The sequence below is a fragment of the Pseudactinotalea sp. Z1739 genome (genome assembly GCF_049725055.1).
Taxonomy (GTDB): domain Bacteria; phylum Actinomycetota; class Actinomycetes; order Actinomycetales; family Beutenbergiaceae; genus CALKWS01.
Window position 1 is genome coordinate 54,734 of sequence record NZ_JBMPQA010000013.1, and the last position, 18,129, is coordinate 72,862.

General features: G+C 69.2%; 15 protein-coding genes and 1 pseudogene. 6 read left to right on the forward strand and 10 right to left on the reverse strand.

Annotated features, from left to right (window positions below):
- The first annotated feature begins 190 nt into the window (after positions 1 to 190).
- The 3 genes from ACO0LV_RS15650 to focA all read left to right on the forward strand — a co-directional run bounded on the left by ACO0LV_RS15650 (position 191) and on the right by focA (position 2,963).
- Positions 191 to 1,711 carry a molybdopterin-dependent oxidoreductase gene (locus ACO0LV_RS15650; protein WP_424788849.1) on the forward strand — a complete coding sequence of 507 codons (1,521 nt, stop codon included), beginning with the start codon at positions 191 to 193 and terminating at the stop codon, positions 1,709 to 1,711.
- A 15-nt stretch (positions 1,712 to 1,726) separates the two neighbouring features.
- Complete coding sequence (locus ACO0LV_RS15655; RefSeq protein ID WP_424788850.1) at positions 1,727 to 1,957, forward strand: hypothetical protein; 231 nt, start codon at positions 1,727 to 1,729, stop codon at positions 1,955 to 1,957.
- Between the two features lie 127 nt (positions 1,958 to 2,084).
- Positions 2,085 to 2,963: a formate transporter FocA gene (focA, locus tag ACO0LV_RS15660; RefSeq protein ID WP_424788851.1), complete on the forward strand. Its 879-nt coding sequence runs from the start codon at positions 2,085 to 2,087 to the stop codon at positions 2,961 to 2,963.
- Positions 2,964 to 3,006: 43 nt separating this feature from the next.
- Here the strand turns inward: focA and ACO0LV_RS15665 are convergent, their stop codons facing one another.
- From ACO0LV_RS15665 to ACO0LV_RS15680, 4 genes and pseudogenes are all read right to left on the reverse strand, one after another.
- Complete coding sequence (locus tag ACO0LV_RS15665) at positions 3,007 to 3,828, reverse strand: lysophospholipase (RefSeq protein ID WP_424788852.1); 822 nt, start codon at positions 3,826 to 3,828, stop codon at positions 3,007 to 3,009.
- A 124-nt stretch (positions 3,829 to 3,952) separates the two neighbouring features.
- A complete protein-coding gene (gene murA, locus ACO0LV_RS15670; RefSeq protein ID WP_424788853.1) occupies positions 3,953 to 5,266 on the reverse strand; it encodes a UDP-N-acetylglucosamine 1-carboxyvinyltransferase in 1,314 nt (437 codons plus the stop codon).
- A gap of 341 nt (positions 5,267 to 5,607) precedes the next feature.
- Positions 5,608 to 6,432, reverse strand: a pseudogene (locus ACO0LV_RS15675) (TIGR03619 family F420-dependent LLM class oxidoreductase); the annotation flags it as partial.
- Positions 6,433 to 6,551: 119 nt separating this feature from the next.
- Positions 6,552 to 6,926 (reverse strand): VOC family protein, encoded by a 375-nt coding sequence (locus ACO0LV_RS15680; RefSeq protein ID WP_424788854.1) that lies wholly within the window; start codon positions 6,924 to 6,926, stop codon positions 6,552 to 6,554.
- A 145-nt stretch (positions 6,927 to 7,071) separates the two neighbouring features.
- Here ACO0LV_RS15680 and poxB point away from each other — a divergent pair, with 145 nt between their 5' ends.
- Entirely contained in the window at positions 7,072 to 8,790 is a 1,719-nt protein-coding gene (poxB, locus tag ACO0LV_RS15685) for a ubiquinone-dependent pyruvate dehydrogenase (protein WP_424788855.1), read from the forward strand.
- 45 nt (positions 8,791 to 8,835) lie between these two features.
- Here the strand turns inward: poxB and ACO0LV_RS15690 are convergent, their stop codons facing one another.
- Positions 8,836 to 9,705, reverse strand: coding sequence for a hypothetical protein (locus tag ACO0LV_RS15690; protein WP_424788856.1), 870 nt, complete (start codon positions 9,703 to 9,705; stop codon positions 8,836 to 8,838).
- Positions 9,706 to 9,891: 186 nt separating this feature from the next.
- Between ACO0LV_RS15690 and ACO0LV_RS15695 the strand changes: the two genes are divergently transcribed.
- Positions 9,892 to 11,247, forward strand: coding sequence for a glycoside hydrolase domain-containing protein (locus ACO0LV_RS15695; protein WP_424788857.1), 1,356 nt, complete (start codon positions 9,892 to 9,894; stop codon positions 11,245 to 11,247).
- On the opposite strand, the gene ACO0LV_RS15700 is transcribed toward ACO0LV_RS15695, so the two are convergent.
- From ACO0LV_RS15700 to leuC, 3 genes are all read right to left on the reverse strand, one after another.
- The gene (locus ACO0LV_RS15700; RefSeq protein ID WP_424788858.1) at positions 11,217 to 12,470 is read right to left on the reverse strand and encodes a phosphotransferase; all 1,254 of its coding nucleotides are present in this window, start codon (positions 12,468 to 12,470) and stop codon (positions 11,217 to 11,219) included. The two genes, ACO0LV_RS15695 and ACO0LV_RS15700, sit on opposite strands and share 31 nt — an antisense overlap.
- Before the next feature lie 243 nt (positions 12,471 to 12,713).
- Positions 12,714 to 13,352: a 3-isopropylmalate dehydratase small subunit gene (leuD, locus tag ACO0LV_RS15705; RefSeq protein ID WP_424788859.1), complete on the reverse strand. Its 639-nt coding sequence runs from the start codon at positions 13,350 to 13,352 to the stop codon at positions 12,714 to 12,716.
- A gap of 11 nt (positions 13,353 to 13,363) precedes the next feature.
- Positions 13,364 to 14,845, reverse strand: coding sequence for a 3-isopropylmalate dehydratase large subunit (leuC, locus tag ACO0LV_RS15710; protein ID WP_424788860.1), 1,482 nt, complete (start codon positions 14,843 to 14,845; stop codon positions 13,364 to 13,366).
- A gap of 114 nt (positions 14,846 to 14,959) precedes the next feature.
- Here leuC and ACO0LV_RS15715 point away from each other — a divergent pair, with 114 nt between their 5' ends.
- Entirely contained in the window at positions 14,960 to 15,682 is a 723-nt protein-coding gene (locus ACO0LV_RS15715; RefSeq protein ID WP_424788861.1) for an IclR family transcriptional regulator, read from the forward strand.
- A 44-nt stretch (positions 15,683 to 15,726) separates the two neighbouring features.
- Here ACO0LV_RS15715 and ACO0LV_RS15720 read toward each other — a convergent pair whose 3' ends face one another.
- Positions 15,727 to 16,419 carry an NAD(P)H-binding protein gene (locus ACO0LV_RS15720; RefSeq protein ID WP_424788862.1) on the reverse strand — a complete coding sequence of 231 codons (693 nt, stop codon included), beginning with the start codon at positions 16,417 to 16,419 and terminating at the stop codon, positions 15,727 to 15,729.
- 128 nt (positions 16,420 to 16,547) lie between these two features.
- Complete coding sequence (locus ACO0LV_RS15725) at positions 16,548 to 17,897, reverse strand: ABC transporter substrate-binding protein (protein WP_424788863.1); 1,350 nt, start codon at positions 17,895 to 17,897, stop codon at positions 16,548 to 16,550.
- Positions 17,898 to 18,129 lie beyond the last annotated feature (232 nt).

Genomic DNA, 18,129 nt, shown 5'->3' on the forward strand with positions numbered 1-18,129 from the left:
CCTCGGCACGGGCGGCCGCCGCCCGCGACACGGGCGGACCGCGACGAGCGGGCACCGGCTATAACTACAACTACACCATGTAATAATTGCCCTCGACCGCCTCGCACCATCAGCCTTAGCCAGTACGGTGTGAGGAGAACTACCCACCGTCGTCAACGAACGACACGACCCAACATCAATGGAGGCCGGCATGGACGGCGGCGATTTTCCGCTCTGGTTGCGCGCGTCGCACCTGATCAACTTCGTACTCATCGGGATCCTCATTCGCAGTGGTTGGGAGATCATCTCCTCGCTGCCCCGCTTCTGGTGGCGCAACGACTGCAAGCCGGGAACCGAGTGGCTGAAGTTCACCCGCCGCACACTGCCCAAGGAAGAGGGCGTCTACACCTCGCTCATGGACGAGCGCAGCCTGCACCCGCTGATCGGGCTGCCGGGCCGTAAGAACATCGGGCTGGGCCGGCACTGGCACGGCCTGGGCACCTCGCTGTGGCTGCTCAACGGCATCGTCTACGTCGCCCTGCTCTTCGGGACCGGCCTGTGGCGGCGCATCATCCCGACCTCCTGGGACGTCTTCGGCGAGGCCTGGGACTCCCTGGTGATCTACCTCGGGTTCGGCGTGCCCAGCATCGAGCACTTCCAGCCCTACGACGCCCTGCAGATGCTCGGCTACACCTTCATCATCTTCATCGTCGCGCCGTTCATGATTCTCACCGGCCTCGGCATGGCCCCGGCGGTGCGCTCGCGCTTCCCCTGGTTCGTCAAGGCGCTCGGAGGTCATCAGGGCGCGCGTTCGCTGCATTTCATCGGCATGGTCATCATGACCCTGTTCATCATCATGCACGTGGGCCTGGTGTTCCTGGTCCACCCCGAGTACAACCTCGCGCACATGGTCTTCGGCGTCACCGACACCTCCCGGTACGCACAGGCCTTCACCATCGTCATCGCCACCATCGTGGTGGTCTTCGCCTTCTGGATCGCGCTGAGTTACTGGTCCCTCTCGGACCGTGCCCGGGCCCAGCGGTTCCTGGTCGCCGCGACCGAGCCGGTGCGCAAACTGACCCTGAACTGGATGAAGCCGCGGATGGGCAAGCAGAACACCTACACCGCCGAGGACCTCTCCGAGTTCCACTGGACCAACGGCCTGCCGCCCACCAAGGACGAGTCCACCGAGTGGTTGACCCACCGCGACAACGAGTGGAAGGACTGGCGCCTGAGAGTCGGCGGGGAGGTCGACGGCAAGGTCCTCGAGCTCAGCCTCGATGACCTCAAGGCACTGCCGAAGACCGAGTACATCGCCATCCACACCTGTATGCAGGGGTGGTCGGCCACCTCCAAGTGGGGCGGGGTGCGTGTCCGGGACGTGCTGGACCTGCTCGGCCCCCGCCCGGCCGAGGCCAACTACGTGATGATCGAGTCCCACGGGCTGGCCCAGGAGATGTACGATCACCGGCCACGCGAACCCTTCTACGCGGTGCTGGACCTGGAGATGCTGGCTGAGGACGACACCATCCTGGCCTATGAGCGCAACGATCAGCCTCTGGAGATCCACCTGGGTGCACCCTTGCGTCTGCGGGTGGAGTCCAACCACGGCTACAAGATGGTGAAGTGGGTCAAGTCCGTTGAGTGGATCACCGACTACGCCGAGTACGGTGACGGACGTGGCGGCACCCGTGAGGACTCCGCCATGCAAGCGTTCAACGGCCGCATCTAGAGGCAAGGACCAGCCATGACAGCCATGATCTCCACCATTTACACCCTGAGTGGCATCACCTCCAACGACGACGTGCTGGCCGTGCGCATGTCGGTCAGCAATGTCCAGGACGTGGGGGCCGTCGCTTTCGAGCGGCTCTCCGGCGATGAGACGAGAATGATCATCAAGCACAAGGACGACGTCGAGATCGACAAGGCCGCCCTGGCCAAGGCCGTCAAGGATGCCGGTCAGTACGGCTTGTCCTGACACCAGCGGGCCGGGCGTGGCCACAACCGCAGCACGCCCGGCCCCGCCCGGTTCCGAACCCGCTGCCCGCCCGTGATCGACGTGGGCCCGTCCATCGACATCCCGTCCCGAACGAGGAAGTTCTGCGATGAATGACTCCTACGGCATCCTCACCCCGGCCCAGATGGCCCGGGCCGCCGAGGACGCCGCCTACTCCAAAGCGGTCAACCGACCGCTGGCCTCGTTCCTGCTCGGGCTGACCGCCGGGGGTTATATCGCCCTGGGCTTCGTCTTCTTCGTCACCAGCCAGGTCGGCGCGGAGGCACTGCCCTGGGGCGTGGCCCGGGTGCTGGGCGGGTTGGTGTTCACCACCGGCCTGGTGCTGGTGGTGCTCACCGGTGCGGAACTGTTCACCTCCAACACTCTGACCCTGACCGCCCGCGCCTCCGGGCGCATCACGTGGTGGCAGCTGCTGCGCAACTGGGCCGTGGTGTACGTGGCCAACTTCCTCGGCGCGTTGACGATGGTGGTGCTGGTGTATGTGGCGGGCACCTGGCGGATGGTCGACGGCGGCTGGGGCACGGTGGTGCTGAACAGCGCCACCACCAAAGTCAGCCACTCCTTCGTGGAGGCGTTCGCCCTGGGCGTGCTGTGCAACCTGCTGGTCTGCCTGGCGATCTGGGCGGCCTACTCCGGGCGCACCACCACCGACAAGGTGGTCGCGGTGACGATGCCGATCGCGCTGTTCGTGGCCAGCGGCTTCGAGCACTCGGTGGCCAACATGTTCCTGATCCCGCTGGGGGTGATCATCAGGACCAGCGCCGATGACGCCTTCTGGGCCGATACGGGTCTGGCGCCGGAGGACTTCGGCGAACTGACCTGGGGCGCCTTCTACGTGGACAACTTGTTGCCGGTGACGCTTGGCAACATCGTCGGCGGCGGGGTGATGATCGGCGTGATGTACTGGACGATCTTCCACCGGCTGGTCCGTCGCTCCGCTGCGCAACCGGCGGTCGACGGCGAGTAGTCACCACCTGTCGGGGTGCTCCTGGCACCCGACGCGGCGCCGCTCATCCTGCGCCGTCGAGCGCCTCGTCGATGAACGTGGTGACCAGGGCCAGCACCTCGCCGCGATTGGTCTCGTTGAACACCTCATGCCGGGCCCCGGGCAGCACCTGTTCGGTCAGGTTCGCAGCCCCCAGCCCCTCGATCCCGAGACGGCTGTCGGCTACCGGGACCAGTGCGTCCTCGGCTCCGTGCACCCACAGCGTCGGCAACGTCCCGAGCGCTCCGCCGGCGTCGATCTGCTCGAGAGTGTCCAGGATGGCCTGAACCGTGGCGCGTTTGAACGGTCCGTGCCACACCAACGGGTCGGCGGCATAGTCGAGACCGACCTGCTCATCGCGCGAGAGTGTGGCCGGATCCAGCGGCTCGTCGGGGATCTGCTCAGCCGCTACGAGTTGCTCGGCGGCCCTCCAGCGGCCCAGTACCGGCCCGGACAGCACCAGGGCGCTGAGTTCACTGCCGTGCACCTGGGCGTAGCGAGCGGCGATCATGCCGCCCATCGAGTGGCCGATGAGAACCAACGGGATGCCCGGGTTCTCCCGCGCGGCGTGCCGGATCACGATGTGCAGGTCGGCCACGACGTCCTCGAAATCGGTGATGAGCACCCGCTCCCCGCTGCTGCGGCCGTGACCGGTGTGATCCAGGCCATAGACCTCGGCACCGGCGTTCACCAACGCACCGGCGACGTGTCCGTAGCGTCCGATGTGCTCGCCGTAGCCGTGGCACAGCACCGCGACGTAGCGGGTCGGGCGGCCCTCGACATCCCATGCCTCGGCGTGGATACGACCGCTCGTTCCGGTGAAGGACCAGGTCCGGGTGGGTTGCATCGGTGTGCTCCTTCGCGCGCGAGACCCGCAGACCCGCGGGTCTACCATCCTACCGGCCCGGGCGCACGGGGGTGAGGGGGGTGCACCACGGCGGGTTCCGCCGTCGGCCTTCCGCGGAGTGGCCTCAGCCGGACTCGACCTTGGCGCCGAGGGCGTCGAGTTTGCCGCGGAAGTCCTCGTACCCGCGGTCGATGAGTTCGATCCCGCGCACCTGGGAGACCCCGTCCGCAGCCAGGGCGGCGATCAGGTGGGAGAACCCGCCGCGCAGGTCGGGCACCTCGATGTCGGCGGCCCGCAGCGGGGCGGGTCCGGAGATCACCGCGGAGTGGTGGAAGTTGCGCTGCCCGAACCGGCACGGTCCCCCGCCCAGACACTCGCGGTAGACCTGGATCGTGGCGCCCATCCGCCGCAACGCCTGGGTGAAGCCGAACCGGTTCTCATACACCGTCTCGTGCACGATCGACAGTCCGGAGGCCTGGGTCAGCGCGACCACCAAGGGCTGTTGCCAGTCGGTCATGAAGCCCGGGTGCACGTCGGTCTCCAGCACGATCGACTTCAGCCCGGTGCCGGGGTGGTGGAACCTGATGCCCTCGTCGCGGATGTCGAACTCCCCGCCCACCTTGCGGAAGGTGTTCAGGAAGGTCATCATGTCCGGCTGGCGAGCGCCACGGACGAACACGTCGCCGCGGGTGGCCAGAGCGGCGGCGGCCCAGGATGCCGCCTCGATCCGGTCCGGAAGCGCCGTGTGGGTGAAACCGCCCAGGCGCGGAACCCCCTCGATCCGGATCACCCGGTCGGTGTCCACCGAGATGATGGCGCCCATGCGCTGCAGCACCGCGATCAGATCCATGATCTCCGGCTCGATGGCGGCGTTCCGCAACTCGGTCAGGCCGTAGGCGCGCACGCTGGTCAGCAGCAACTGTTCGGTGGCACCCACGCTGGGATAGGGCAGTTCGATCTTGGTGCCGTGCAGTCCCCGGGGGGCGGTGATCAGGATGCCGGAGTCCAGTTTGTCCACCTGAGCGCCGAACTGGCGCAGGATCTCCAGGTGGTAGTCGATCGGGCGATCCCCGATGTGGCAGCCGCCCAGGTCCGGGATGAACGCCTGCCCCAGGCGGTGCAGCAACGGACCGCACAACAGGATCGGGATCCGTGAGGTACCGGCATGGGTGTCGATGTCGGCCTTGTGCGCGGTCTCGACATTGCCCGGGTCCAGGCGCACGATCCCGTCCTCGACGTCCCACTCGACCACCACGCCGTGCAGTTTGAGCAGATTGCCCACGATATTGACGTCCCGGATGTTGGGCACGTTGCGCAACTCGCTGGTGCCCTCGCCGAGCAGCGCGGCCACCATCGCCTTGGAGACGAAGTTCTTCGCTCCGCGCACCGTGATCTCCCCGTGCAGCGGTGTGCCGCCGTGTACCTTCATCAGGCTCATCGGTACTCCTGGTCGTGTCCTGGTCGTGTCCGTGTCGTGGTGGGCAACGCGCGTGCCCGATCGATGCCCGTGGGGCACCCCTAGCGTACGGCGCCGGGCCGAGATCGGCCGTGCGGGAGACGGCGGCGTGGGCTTCGACGCAGAACGCTCACGAACTCTTCGCAGGACCGCCGTGACCGCTCAGCGTCCGGACGGTCCGCCGCGACGGGGCCGTCGCAGCAGTTCACCCGGCGTGGGTCGGCTGCAGTGCGCCGGGTACGCATCCGGCACCGCATCCACCGGGCCCGTACTAGCGGCCAGGTCATGCCGGCACGTCTTGCCGGCACGCCATGCCGGCCCGCTCACTGCAGCAGGGCGGCCGCCTCGTCGATCGTCCTCAGGATCTCCCCGACGGGTACCGGCGCGTGCCGGTCCCGGCGGTGGCCGCCACCGGGAAGCACCACCACCCGTGCCACACCCGCATCCATGTAGGCATCCCGGGTGCGCTGGTCGAACGGGACCTTCGGGGTGATGGTCACCTCCAGCGGGCCCAGGTACGCGGGCCGGTCCACCTCACCTGCCTCGGTCCGGATCAGCGTCGTCGCCTCGCGGGCCAGGTCCGCGTCGACGTTGAACACGTACCACCCCTGCCCCTTGGTCAATGCCCTCCGGCGGGCCGGCGCGCTGGCTCCGCCGATGATGATCGGCGGCCCGCCGCCCTGGTGCGGGCGTGGCCGGGCCTGGACTCCCGAGAAGGTGGTGAACGTGCCGTGGTACTCGGGATGATCGGCGGTCCACAACTCGCGCAGCACCTCCAGGTGCGCATCGACCCGGGCACCCCGGTCCGATATCGGCACGCCGGTGGCCCGGAATCCGGCCGGCAGGTACCCACCGCCCACACCGAGCATGAACCTCCCGCCGCTGACCACATCGAGGCTGGCCGCCTGCTTGGCCAGCAGCACCGGTTCGTGCTGGGGCAGGATCAGCACCCCGGTGGCCAGGCGGATGCGCTCGGTGTGCGCCGCGATCCAACTCAGGCCCACCAGCGGGTCGAGGAACGGCAGGTACGGGTCGAAAGGCACGCTCCCGGGTGCGGGATCGGGCAGCAGCAGGTGCTCGCCGGTCCAAACCGACTCCAAGCCCGCGGCCTCCGCGTGGCGGGCCACGCGCACCGCCGCCCGCGGGTCGGCGCAGGTACCGTAGGTGGCGGCAAGATCCCCAGTTTCATCTCGTGCTCCGTGCTGTCAGTGCAATCCGGTCGGGCTGAGTGCGCAACGGCTGACTCGCTTCGTGGCTGAGCGTGCGGTCACTGCGGGAACACGCAGAACTCATTGCCTTCCGGGTCGGCCATCACGGTCCACTCCGGTAACTCCTGCACGATCCGGGCACCCCGCTCGGTCAGGGTGGTCACCGCGGCAGTCCGGTCGCGGACCTCGATGTCCATGTGCATCCGGTTCTTGGTGACCTTGCCCTCGGGGACGCGGGTGAAGAAGAAGCCGGGGCCGGGGCCATCGACCGCGACACTCGGATCGGATTCCGGAGTGTGGCCGAGCGTCGCGAGCCTGTCGATCTCCGCACGGTCGTAGTCGCGGACCCGGTATCCGTCGAGTACACCGGCCCAGAACCGGGCGAGAGCGGCAGGGTGGGCACAGTCGATCACGAGGCTACGTAGCACGGCCATCACCTCAGGCTAGCCAGCCGCCGGATCCGCGGACAGGTGATTCCTCCGCCGGCTCGATCGCCGGGCCGGCGCAAACCTGTGGCGCGATCTGCTCCGGTGCGGCACGGTGAGGGCAGAGCCGACGCCGACCGAACCGAGGAGCCCCATGGTCACCATCGCCCAGAACATCGTGGACAACCTGGCTGCCAACGGTGTGCAGCGCATCTACGGCATCGCCGGGGACTCCCTGAACGGGATCACCGAGGCGATGCGCACCTCCGAGATGGACTGGATCACGGTCCGGCACGAGGAGGCCGGGGCGTTGGCCGCCGCCGCCGAGGCCGCCACGACCGGTGAGCTGGCGGTGTGCGCCGGATCGGCCGGACCGGGGAACCTGCACCTGGTGAACGGGTTGTACGACGCCCAGCGCTCGCGCGTGCCGGTGCTGGCGCTGGCCGCACACATCCCCAGCAGTGAGATCGGCTCGGGCTACTTCCAGGAGACCACCCCCACCGACTTGTTCGCTGAGTGCAGCGTCTGGACCGAGACGGTCACCAGCACCGAGCAGATGCCCCGGGCGCTACGGATCGCGATGCAGGAGGCGGTCTCGCGCCGGGGCGTGGCGGTGCTGGTGATCCCCGGGGACGTGGCCCTGCTCCAGGCCGCGGATGAGTCGATCACCAAGGTGCAGCACGCCCGGCCCCGGGTCCTGCCCACCGAGGACGACCTGGGCCGGGCGGTACATCTGCTGAACAACTGCGACAAGGTGACGATCCTGGCCGGCGCCGGTACCGCCGGCGCGCACGCGGAGGTGCTCGCCCTGGCCGACACCCTCGCCGCGCCGATCGTGCACGCGATGCGCGGCAAGGAACACATCGCCTGGGACAACCCCTTCGACGTCGGGATGACCGGACTGCTCGGGTTCGCCTCGGGGTACCGCGCGATGGCGGAGGCGGACACGCTTCTCATGCTCGGCACCGACCTGCCCTACCAGCAGTTCTATCCAGAGGACGCCACCATCATCCAGGTCGACATCCGGGGGGAGCAGCTGGGCCGGCGGACCCGACTGGATCTGGGCCTGGTGGGCGACGTGGGTGAGACGGCCCGCGCCCTGCTCCCGCTGCTGCGGTCCAAGAACCGGCGCCACCTGGAGTCCTCGGTCAAGCATTACCAGCGCACCCGCGAGCGCCTGGACGATCTGGCGACGCCGACCCGCGGCCGCAGGGCGATCCGGCCGCAGTACCTGACCCGGCTGCTCGATGAACAGGCCTCCGAGGACGCGGTGTTCATTCCCGACGTCGGCTCCCCGGTGGTCTGGGCGGCGCGGTACCTGAGCATGAACGGGCGACGGCGGTTGATCGGCTCCTTCACGCACGGCACCATGGCCAACGCGCTGTCACAGGCAATCGGGGTTCAGTTCGCCCATCCCGATCGCCAGGTGGTGGCGATGGCCGGTGACGGTGGCCTGGCGATGCTGCTGGGTGAGCTCCTCACCGTGGCCCAGCACCGACTGCCGGTGAAGATCGTGGTGTTCAACAACTCCTCGCTGAACTTCATCGATCTGGAGATGAAGGCGGCCGGCTTCCCGCCGTTCGGCACCGAACTGGTGAACCCGGACTTCGCGGTGGTGGCCGAATCGATGGGCATCCGGGGGTTCCGGGTGGAGAAGTCCGCCGCTCTGTCCGGTGCCATCGATGAGGCCTTCGCCCAGGACGGCCCGGCGTTGCTGGATGTGGTCACCGAACCCAACGAACTGACGATGCCACCGGCGGTGACCGCTGAGCAGGTCAAGGGCTTCACCCTGTACATGATCCGCACGGTGATGTCCGGTCGCGGTGATGAGTTGATCGACCTGGCGCGGGCAAACCTGCGCCAGGTGTTCTGAGGCCATGCGCGCCGCGGCAGCGGCCACGCCGCGCTTTGGCTGTGCTCAGGCCAGCGGCAGGTCCCCGTGGCCGAGCACGAACTGGTCGTGTCGCTGCAGGAGTTGCCGCTCCTGTGCTGACGGCGCTGTGCGGCCCGCGCGCAGGAGCCGGCAGACGGCGTAGTGGCCGGTGCGCTCCCGGTACCGGTCCAGCCACTGGGCGGCCGTGCCGGCCGCGCGCTCATCGAGCCAGGGCCAGCGCGGTTTGAGGGCCCGCATGCCGCACCGCCACGGTTTGGGAGTCAGCCGAGCGCGGTAGTTGCCGTGCACAGTGCACAACCGGACGTAGATCGGGTCGGACGCGAGGGCGGTGAGGATCTCGCCGGCCTCGGCCGAATCCGGTGCAGCGTGCACGCCGGTGATGAGCACCCGGAAGCCCGCGGCGGTCCGGTAGAGGTACACCCCCAGGTGCGGCCGGACCCGGGCGAACTCCTCGATCCGCGCCGGCACCGGGTTGTCCTCCGGTCCGGCCGGCTGGTCCCGCTTGCCACGGCCGAAGAGCCGGCCGAGGGTGCTCAGCAGCCCGGGTGCGGCCTGCGCGGCCGGATCGTCGACGTCGGCGATCAGGATCCGATCGGTGTTGAGGATGGCGGCGCCGTAGGCATTGCGCGTGATCACCCCGATCAGGTCGCCGCCTGAGTCGCGGATCTCCTCAAGCACCTCCTCCCGCAAGGGCGTGCGCGGGTAGTAACCTCCGCCGAGCGGCCGGCCCGTCCGGATCTTCTGCAGCACCTCCCCTAGTCGGCGGGCGGCGACCACGGCGGCATGGCTGGGCGAGGTGACCGACCACCCCCACAGGCGCAGCACGTAGGTCTTGCCCGCGGGGTCCTGGACCCGGTCCTCCGCCGGGCTCCAGTACTTCGGCAACGGTTCCATGCCAGGCATCCTGGCACGGCTGCTGCGCCATCGCCGATCACCGCACGCCACTCAGGGTGGGCCGCGCCCAGCGCGACGTCGGGCGATACCCGGCCGCCGGATCTGCCAGGTACGTCCGCCCCTTGCGCACCGCGGGTAATAGGCGCACTCTGTGCAGTAGGACGGGGACTGACCCGGAGGTGTGTCATGTCGCAGGAACGGAAGCGATCGCATTTCGGAGCGGGTCCCATCGGAGCCCTGGCCCTGTTCGTGGGTCTGGCGGTGCTGTCGGTCGACTTTCTCGGACCGAGCGCCCAACCGGTGATGGCGGAGCCGGAGACGAAGATCACCTATCCTGACGGTTCCTCGGCCACCAGGGCCGACGCCTCGGGCTTCGACACCTGTGCGGCGCCGCCCCTGTCCACCCTCCGGGCCTGGCGCCAGAGTTCCCCGTACCGCGTGGTGAACATCTACTTCGGCGGCCGCAACCGTGGCTGCGACCAGCCCAACCTCACCAAGGCGTGGGTGCGGGACGCCCACGCGATGGGCTGGCGACTGCTGCCCACCTATATGGGTGACCAACCCAGTTGCATGCACGGTGACAAGCCCTACCGTTACACCGCCTCGAACGCGACCTCGCGCGGCAACGCCGACGCCAAGGACGCGCTGGCCCGGGCACGGTCGCTCGGTCTGCTTCCGGGCAGCGCGCTGTACGCCGATGTCGAGCACTACAACCGCGCCGACGCCTCCTGCCGTACTGCCGTGCGCAGGTACGTGTCGGCGTGGACCAAGACCCTGCACGCCTCGGGCTACCTTGCCGGTGTCTACGTACACCAGGACTCCGGTCTGCGGGACCTGGCGGCCAGTTACACCTCCTCGACCTACGCGCGTCCCGATGCGGTCTGGATGGCCCGGTGGGACGGCAACTCCTCGCTGATCGGGTGGCCGACGGCGTCCAACTCCCAGTGGGCGGTGTGGCAGCGGGCCAAGCAGTACCGCGGTGGCCACAACGAGACCTGGGGCGGGGTGCGGCTCAACATCGACAGTGACCGCGTCCGGGGACCGGTGGCCACCGTCGCCCGGACATACCGGGTCACCAGCACCACCCCGCTCAACGCCCGCACCGGACCGAGCACGTCTTCCTCGGTGGTGCGCACCTACAACCCCGGCGCGACGCTGTCGGTGGTGTGCCAGGGCAGTGGCAGCAGGGTGGGCACCACCTCGGTGTGGAACCGGCTGACGTCCGGGGCCTGGGTCAGCGATCGGTGGGTCTCGACCGCCTCCAACACCGGCTTCACCTCCGCGCTGCCCAGGTGCATGTACCCCGGCCAGGTCACCACGGCCTCACTGAACGCTCGCACCGGCCCGGGTGTCACCTACCGGACGACCGGCAGCCCGCTGCCCCGTGGTGCCTTGGCCTACGTGACCTGCCAGAGGGCGGGCTCCCGGGTAGGCACCACCACGGTGTGGAACCGGCTGCGGGACGGCCGGTGGGTGAGCGATTACTACGTCTCGAACCGGTCGAACACCGGTTACAGCGCTCCCATCCCCCGGTGCCCGTAGTGGTCCGTGGCAGTCCGTCCTCCTCGACCGTCCGCACTCCCGTACATGGCCAGCGCGAGCAGGTCCTGCGTCACGTGCGCGTGAGCGGGACGGAAGGCGTACTGGCACGCCAGTCGTAGCAGGAGGAGACGGCGATAGGCGGTGGCCCGGTCCAGTTCCGCGGGGGCCGGGTCCCAATGCTCGACGACGGTGGTCCAGAAGTCCGTGGCCGAGTCGGCAGGCCAGTGGCCCAGCAGGCGCCGCAGGTCGGTGTGCGCCCACACGTTGGCGGCATCCAGCGCCCCCTCCCCGACCGCGACGGTATCCCAGTCCAGCACACCCACCGAGGCGGTGTCGTCATCGAGTGCCGGGCCGGTGGGTGTCCGGCCGGTGGGTGTCCGGCCGGTGGGTGTCCGGCCGGTGGGTGTCCGGCTGATGAGGACCTGTCCGTCATGCAGGTCGCCGTGGATGATTCCGGCGCCGGTCGCGGGCCTGCGGTCCAGGTGATCGGCGATGAGTTCCAGCCCAGCCGGGAGCCGGGAATGGATCCGGGGAAGGTGGTGCCGCACACGCTCGATCCAGACCCCGACCCAGGCCAGTTCGGCCGCCGCGTCGCGCACCGGGAGGTCCCTCGGGACCGGGGCCCCAGCCAGGTGGCGCAACAGATGGCCCAGACCAGCGGCTCCGGCGCGTAGCACCGCAGCGCCTTGTTCGGTGCCGAGCAGCGCACGCAGGCTCTCGCCGGGCAAGGAGGAGGTGACCACCACGCCGTCACCCTCCCGGTGCTCCAGCACCGCCGGGGCGGCGAAGCCTGGCAGGCCGCCGAGCACATGCACGCCCAACCGGGCGCTACGCACGACCGCCGCGGTGCGCCCGGGCCGGAACACCCGCGCGTAGGTTCCCGCGCCCGGCGCCTGGTCCGGTGCTCCGGCACCGGCAACCACCTCGGGGCCACCCGGCAGGTAGCCCACCGCGCGCCGCTCCGGACGGTGCACCAACAGGTGCGACCCCGGCTCGGTCAGCAGGTGCGGCAGTGCCTGCAGTCGCCGGTCCGCGCCGCGCGCCTGCACCAGGACCGTACCGACCTCGGCGCCGCGACCGTCCAGCGCCGGCGCCACCAGCACGTCGGCGCCCGCCCGCGCCCCGGCCGAGGTAGCGGCCATGACGCGGCGCCGGTCGCCGTCGTCCTCGATCAGCTGCCCGGCCAGCAACTCCCCCGCCGGGCCGAGCAGTTCCAGGCTCACGCTCCCCGGGCCCCGTGGCCAGATCCGGCTCACCGACAGGTCGCCGCTGATCCCCAACCCCTCAGCGTCTGGGTGCGTCGGTCTCACCAACTCCGGCAGCATGCGCTCCTCGGCCCCTCCTCAGGTCCGCGGTCCTGAGGATTCGGCCTCATCGACCCGGACCGGCTCATGCGGCGACTATCAGTGCGATCGCTCCCCGGGGTGACACCACTTCAGGTCATGCGGCTCGCTACCGGGCCGCGATCAGCCCACCGAGCGGGCTGCCTCGATCGGCACGCTCGGCAGGTGCTTGGCCGGCAGCGTCTTGGGACGCCAGTCCGCGCGCTCGGCCTCGAACGCGACGATGTCATCCTCGCGCCCCATGGTCAGGCCGATGTCATCGAGCCCCTCCATCAGCCGCCAGCGGGTGTAGTCATCGATGGCGAAGGACGCCACGATGTCGCCACAGATCACGGTGCGTTGCTCTAGGTCCACCGTGATCTCCAGGCCGGGCTGGGCCTCGAGGGCCTTCCAGATCAGTTCGATGTCCTCCTGGGCGACCTCGGCGGCCAGCAGGCCCTGCTTGCCGGAGTTGCCGCGGAAGATGTCGGCGAACCTGGCCGCCAGCACCACCCGGAAGCCGTAGTCCTTCAGCGCCCACACCGCGTGCTCGCGGGAGGAGCCGGTGCCGAAGTCCGGCCCGGCCACCAGCACGGAGCCGGAGCGGTAGACCTCGTGGTTGAGCACGAACTCGGGGTCATTGCGCCACGCGGCGAACAAGGCGTCCTCGAACCCGGTGCGGGTCACGCGCTTGAGGTAGACCGCCGGGATGATCTGGTCGGTGTCGATGTTGCTGCGCCGCAGGGGAACGCCGATCCCGGTGTGCGTCGTGAACTTCTCCATCGTTCTCCCTCTCAGACGTGCATCAACGCGTTGGGGTCCAACGGCGCCAGTGGGGTGCCGTCGAAACTGGTCAGATCCACCTCGGTGTCCCACTCCAGGTCGGCCACCGCAGACAGGGTGCCGCGTACCGCGGTCGCCGCAGCCACGAGCGGGGAGACCAGATGGGTGCGCCCACCCTTGCCCTGGCGGCCCTCGAAGTTGCGGTTGGAGGTGGAGGCCGCCCGCTCACCGGGGGCGAGCTGGTCGGGGTTCATACCCAGGCACATCGAGCAACCGGCGTTGCGCCACTCGGCGCCGAAGTCGGTGAAGATCTGATCCAGACCCTCGGCCTCGGCCTGCAGCCGGACGCGGGCCGAGGCAGGGACGACCAGGACGCGCACGTCGTCGGCCTTCTTGCGGCCCTTGATCACCTTGGCCACCGAGCGCAGGTCCTCGATCCGGCCGTTGGTGCACGAGCCGATGAACACCGTGTCCACCGCGACCTCCCGCAGCGGGCGCCCGGGCACCAGGTCCATGTACTCGATCGCCCGCTCGGCGGCGGTGCGCTCGTTGTCCTCGGCGATCTCCTCGGGCACCGGCACCGACGCGGACAGCGGCAGCCCCTGACCGGGGTTGGTGCCCCAGGTCACGAACGGCTCCAGATCCGATGCCTCGAGCACCACCTCGGCGTCGAAAGTCGCGTCGTCATCGGTGCGCAGCGTCCTCCAGTACTCCACCGCGGCGTCCCAGTCCGCACCCTCGGGGGCGTGCGGGCGGCCCTTGAGGTAGGCGAACGTGGTCTCATCCGGGGCGATCATGCCCGCACGTGCGCCGGCCTCGATCGACATGTTGCAGACCGTCATCCGCGCTTCCATGGACAGGTTGCGGATCGCCTCACCGCGGTACTCCAGCACGTAGCCCTGACCGCCGCCGGTGCCGATCTTGGCGATGATCGCCAGGATGATGTCCTTGGACGTGGTGCCCGGGGGAAGTTCGCCGTTGACGGTGATCGACATCGTCTTGAACGGCGTCAGTGGCAGGGTCTGGGTGGCCAGCACGTGCTCCACCTCGGAGGTACCGATGCCGAAGGCCAGCGCACCGAAGGCACCGTGGGTGGAGGTGTGGGAGTCACCGCAGACCACCGTCATGCCCGGCTGGGTCAGACCGAGCTGGGGCCCCACGGCGTGCACGATGCCCTGATCGGCATCGCCCAGGGAGTGCAGCCGGATCCCGAACTCCTCGGCGTTGTTGCGCAGCGTCTGGATCTGGGTGCGCGAGGTGGGGTCGGCGATCGGCAGGTCGATGTCGAGGGTGGGGGTGTTGTGGTCCTCGGTCGCCAGGGTCAGGTCCGGGCGCCGTACCTGACGCCCGGCCAGGCGCAGGCCCTCGAACGCCTGCGGGCTGGTCACCTCGTGCACCAGGTGCAGGTCGATGTAGAGCAGGTCCGGTGCCCCTGCATCGCCGCGGCGCACCACATGGTCGCGCCAGACCTTCTCAGCCAGAGTTCCGGCCATCGCCATCACCTTCCACTTCTTCCAGCGGGCGGTTCCGCCCGGTTCACCACAGGATCCTCGCCCTGCCGCGCAGCGGGACTTGCGTCTCACGTCCCGAGACGGCAGTATCGTCCTATGGACAACTCTAGCGGAGTCGGCGTGCTGGATAAAGCCGCCACCGTGCTCGGTGCCCTGGAGGCCGGGCCCGCCACCCTGGCGCAACTGGTCGCTTCCACCCATCTGGCCCGCCCCACCGCGCACCGCCTGGCGGTCGCCCTGGAGCACCACCGGCTGGTCGCGCGGGACATGCAGGGCCGCTTCATCCTGGGCCCCCGGTTGGCCGAACTGGCCTCGGCCGCGGGCGAGGACCGGCTGCTCGCCGCAGCCGGATCGGTGCTGACCGCCCTACGTGACCACAGCGGCGAGAGCGCGCAACTGTTCCGCCGCCAGGGTGATCAACGCATCTGCGTGGCCGCGGCGGAGAAGCAGATGGGGTTGCGCGACTCCATCCCGGTGGGGGCCACGCTGACGATGGAGGCCGGCTCGGCCGCCCAGGTCCTGCTGGCCTGGGAGGAACCGGATCGGTTGCACCGAGGCCTGCACGGCGCGAAGTTCACCGCCACGGTGCTCTCCGGGGTCCGACGACGTGGCTGGGCACAGTCGGTTGCCGAACGTGACGCCGGGGTCGCCTCGGTCTCCGCGCCGGTGCGCGGACCGTCGGGCCGGGTGATCGCCGCGGTGTCCATCTCCGGGCCGGTGGAGCGGATGACGCGCATGCCCGGCCGGCTGCACGCCAACGCGGTGATGGCAGCCGCAAACCGCCTCACCGACGTGCTGCGCTCCACCCCGGAGGACTGAACCGCGGCGGCGGGATCGCCGCTACGGCCTCCTGAGGTCCATACTCAGCCGCGCTTCGAGCGGGGATGCTCGATCCGGGTGGTGTCGAACAACTCGGCCACGGCATCCTTGATGGGCTGCTGACCGCCGACGACCTCCAGCACCATCCCGGCGGTGGCCGGGCTGTCCAGCAACGCGACGATCACTGCGGCCACATCGGCACGGGATACCTCGCCCCGGGCCACCGCGGACCTAAGTTCCACCAGGCCGGTGGCCTCATTGTTGGTCAGCATGCCCGGACGCAGGATGGTCCAGTCCAGATCCATCGCCTGGACCGCCTCCTCCGCGGCGCCCTTGGCGCGCAGGTAGGCGGCGAAGACCTCCTCCACGTCCGGTCCGGGGTCCCTCGTGGCCCGCATCGCCGAGATCAGCACGTGCCGGCGCACGCCGGCCCGGACGGCAGCCCTGGCGAACAACTCGGCCCCGGCCCGGTCCATCGTGTCCTTGCGAGCCGCTCCGCTCCCGGGGCCCGCCCCGGCGGCGAAAACCGCAGCATCGGCGCCGGCGAGAGCGTCGGCCACCAAGGCCTCATCGGTCTGCTCCAGGTCCAGCACCTGCGCCTGCGCGCCGATTCTCTCCAAGTCGCCGACATGATCGGGATTGCGAACCAGGCCAACTGGCGCATCACCGCGCTCAACGAGGCGGCGCAGTAGATGCATGGCGATCTGTCCGTGCCCTCCTGCAATGACTACTCGCATGTTCGCCACCGTAGGCACACCGGGCGCCGGGCGCTCGTTGAACCACCCCGGAGCCTCGGTCTCGCCGAGATCTCCGGGGTGGTCCCCTCACACGTGATCAAGCCAGATCACGCACGATCAACCGCGGTTCAGCCCCCCACCACACTGTCGGACAGTTCGGCGTAGGCCGACTCGGCGGCCTCCTCCGGAGTGGACTGGCCGAAGACCACCTCAAGGCCGATCCGCTGGATCAGTTCCTGAGCCACGCTGCCGCCCTCGGGCGGGATCGGCGGCGGGGAGTCCACGACGTCGGCGATGTCATCGATGTACTCCGACACCCGCACGTCGGCCTCGGTGAGATCATCAAGCATCGCCTCACGCACCGTCAGATTCGGCGCGATGCCCCGCTCGGCGAGGACGATCGGAGCCGCCTCCTCGCTGTTGAGCATGAAATCCAGGAACGCGGCAGCCTCCTCCTGGTGCGGGCTGGTCTCGGCGATGGAGAAGAACATTGAGGCCTTGTAGTACGTCCCGCTGGGTGAGTCCCCGGCGTTGGAACTGGGCCGCAGCGCGATCTCGATGTCGGTCCCGGAGGCGTCCTCCACCGCGGCCAACTGGTTACTCCACCAGAAACTCATCGCACTCTGCCCGGTGCCGAACAGGGACTGGTCCAAGGGTGCCGAGATGTCATCGGCCTGGGTCGCCGGGTCCGGTGCTGCGCCGCTCTCGGTGAGTTCCTCGATGTAGGCGTAGTACTCGGCCAGGTCGGCGGCCTCGAACCCGAGCCCGCCGTCGTCGGTGAACAGACTGAGCCCGCGCTGGTTGAGCCACGCCTCGGCAGCGTGGTCGGAGATGATCGGAGACGTGCCGTACCCGACTCCCGAGTCACTGATCTGCTGGCCGATCTCGAGGTAGTCGTCCCACGTCCAGGTGGTGTCATCAGGCAGGTCCACGCCGGCCTCCTCGAACACCGCCGGGTTGAGCAGGGCGACCTGGGCGTTGATCCCCGCGACCGCAGCGAACAGCCCGTCGGGCGTGCGCCCGTTGTCCACCGTGCCCTCATCCCATTCGCTGAAGTCGATCGGGAGGTTCTCCAGATCGGCCAGACTGCCACGGGCGGCGTACTCGGACAGGAACTGCAAGTCCATCTGGATGATGTCGGGCATGTCCCCGCCGGCGGTCATCGTGGCCAAGCGATCCCAGTAGGCCGACCAGTCGGCGTACTCGGCCTGAACCGTGACACCGGGGTTCTCGGCCTCATAGGCCTGGATGGCCTCCTCGGTGATCCGGTGCCGCAGGTCCGAGCCCCACCAGTACATCCGCAGTTCGACGTCCTCGCCGGAGGTTTCCTCACCGTCGGCCGCACCGTCCTCGGCGCCACTGTCCGGTTCCGGTTCATCCGAGGGCGCATCCTGGGCACACCCTGCCACGACCAACCCGGCCCCGAGCACGAGCGCGGTGGCAAACCGTAGCCGTCGTCTGCTTCTCACTGCTGTCATGACTCCATCGTCCTCTCGAAGGTCACGCTTTCATGCGGGCTGGGCGTGGCGCCGGGGTCGGTCGAGACCCAAGCCGCCGGAGCGCCCCACGTCACTGCTTCTGTTGCACCACGGGGTGTGTGGTGCTCCGCAGCATAAGCGGCTATGCACACACGCGGTAACGCTTTCGCAATCTGTGTCCGGATCGTGATGCACGGGACCGGCTGCGCGGACACCTCGAGGTGGGGGATGC

Excerpts from the sequence above, each read along its gene's own strand:
- ACO0LV_RS15715 (WP_424788861.1), top strand. The coding sequence starts at position 14,960 with ATGGACAACTCTAGCGGAGTCGGCGTGCTGGATAAAGCCGCCACCGTG.
- ACO0LV_RS15650 (WP_424788849.1), top strand. The coding sequence starts at position 191 with ATGGACGGCGGCGATTTTCCGCTCTGGTTGCGCGCGTCGCACCTGATC.
- ACO0LV_RS15655 (WP_424788850.1), top strand. The coding sequence starts at position 1,727 with ATGACAGCCATGATCTCCACCATTTACACCCTGAGTGGCATCACCTCC.
- ACO0LV_RS15680 (WP_424788854.1), bottom strand. The coding sequence starts at position 6,926 with ATGGCCGTGCTACGTAGCCTCGTGATCGACTGTGCCCACCCTGCCGCT.
- ACO0LV_RS15725 (WP_424788863.1), bottom strand. The coding sequence starts at position 17,897 with ATGACAGCAGTGAGAAGCAGACGACGGCTACGGTTTGCCACCGCGCTC.
- ACO0LV_RS15690 (WP_424788856.1), bottom strand. The coding sequence starts at position 9,705 with ATGGAACCGTTGCCGAAGTACTGGAGCCCGGCGGAGGACCGGGTCCAG.
- leuD (WP_424788859.1), bottom strand. The coding sequence starts at position 13,352 with ATGGAGAAGTTCACGACGCACACCGGGATCGGCGTTCCCCTGCGGCGC.
- focA (WP_424788851.1), top strand. The coding sequence starts at position 2,085 with ATGAATGACTCCTACGGCATCCTCACCCCGGCCCAGATGGCCCGGGCC.
- leuC (WP_424788860.1), bottom strand. The coding sequence starts at position 14,845 with ATGGCCGGAACTCTGGCTGAGAAGGTCTGGCGCGACCATGTGGTGCGC.
- ACO0LV_RS15695 (WP_424788857.1), top strand. The coding sequence starts at position 9,892 with ATGTCGCAGGAACGGAAGCGATCGCATTTCGGAGCGGGTCCCATCGGA.
- murA (WP_424788853.1), bottom strand. The coding sequence starts at position 5,266 with ATGAGCCTGATGAAGGTACACGGCGGCACACCGCTGCACGGGGAGATC.
- ACO0LV_RS15720 (WP_424788862.1), bottom strand. The coding sequence starts at position 16,419 with ATGCGAGTAGTCATTGCAGGAGGGCACGGACAGATCGCCATGCATCTA.
- ACO0LV_RS15665 (WP_424788852.1), bottom strand. The coding sequence starts at position 3,828 with ATGCAACCCACCCGGACCTGGTCCTTCACCGGAACGAGCGGTCGTATC.
- poxB (WP_424788855.1), top strand. The coding sequence starts at position 7,072 with ATGGTCACCATCGCCCAGAACATCGTGGACAACCTGGCTGCCAACGGT.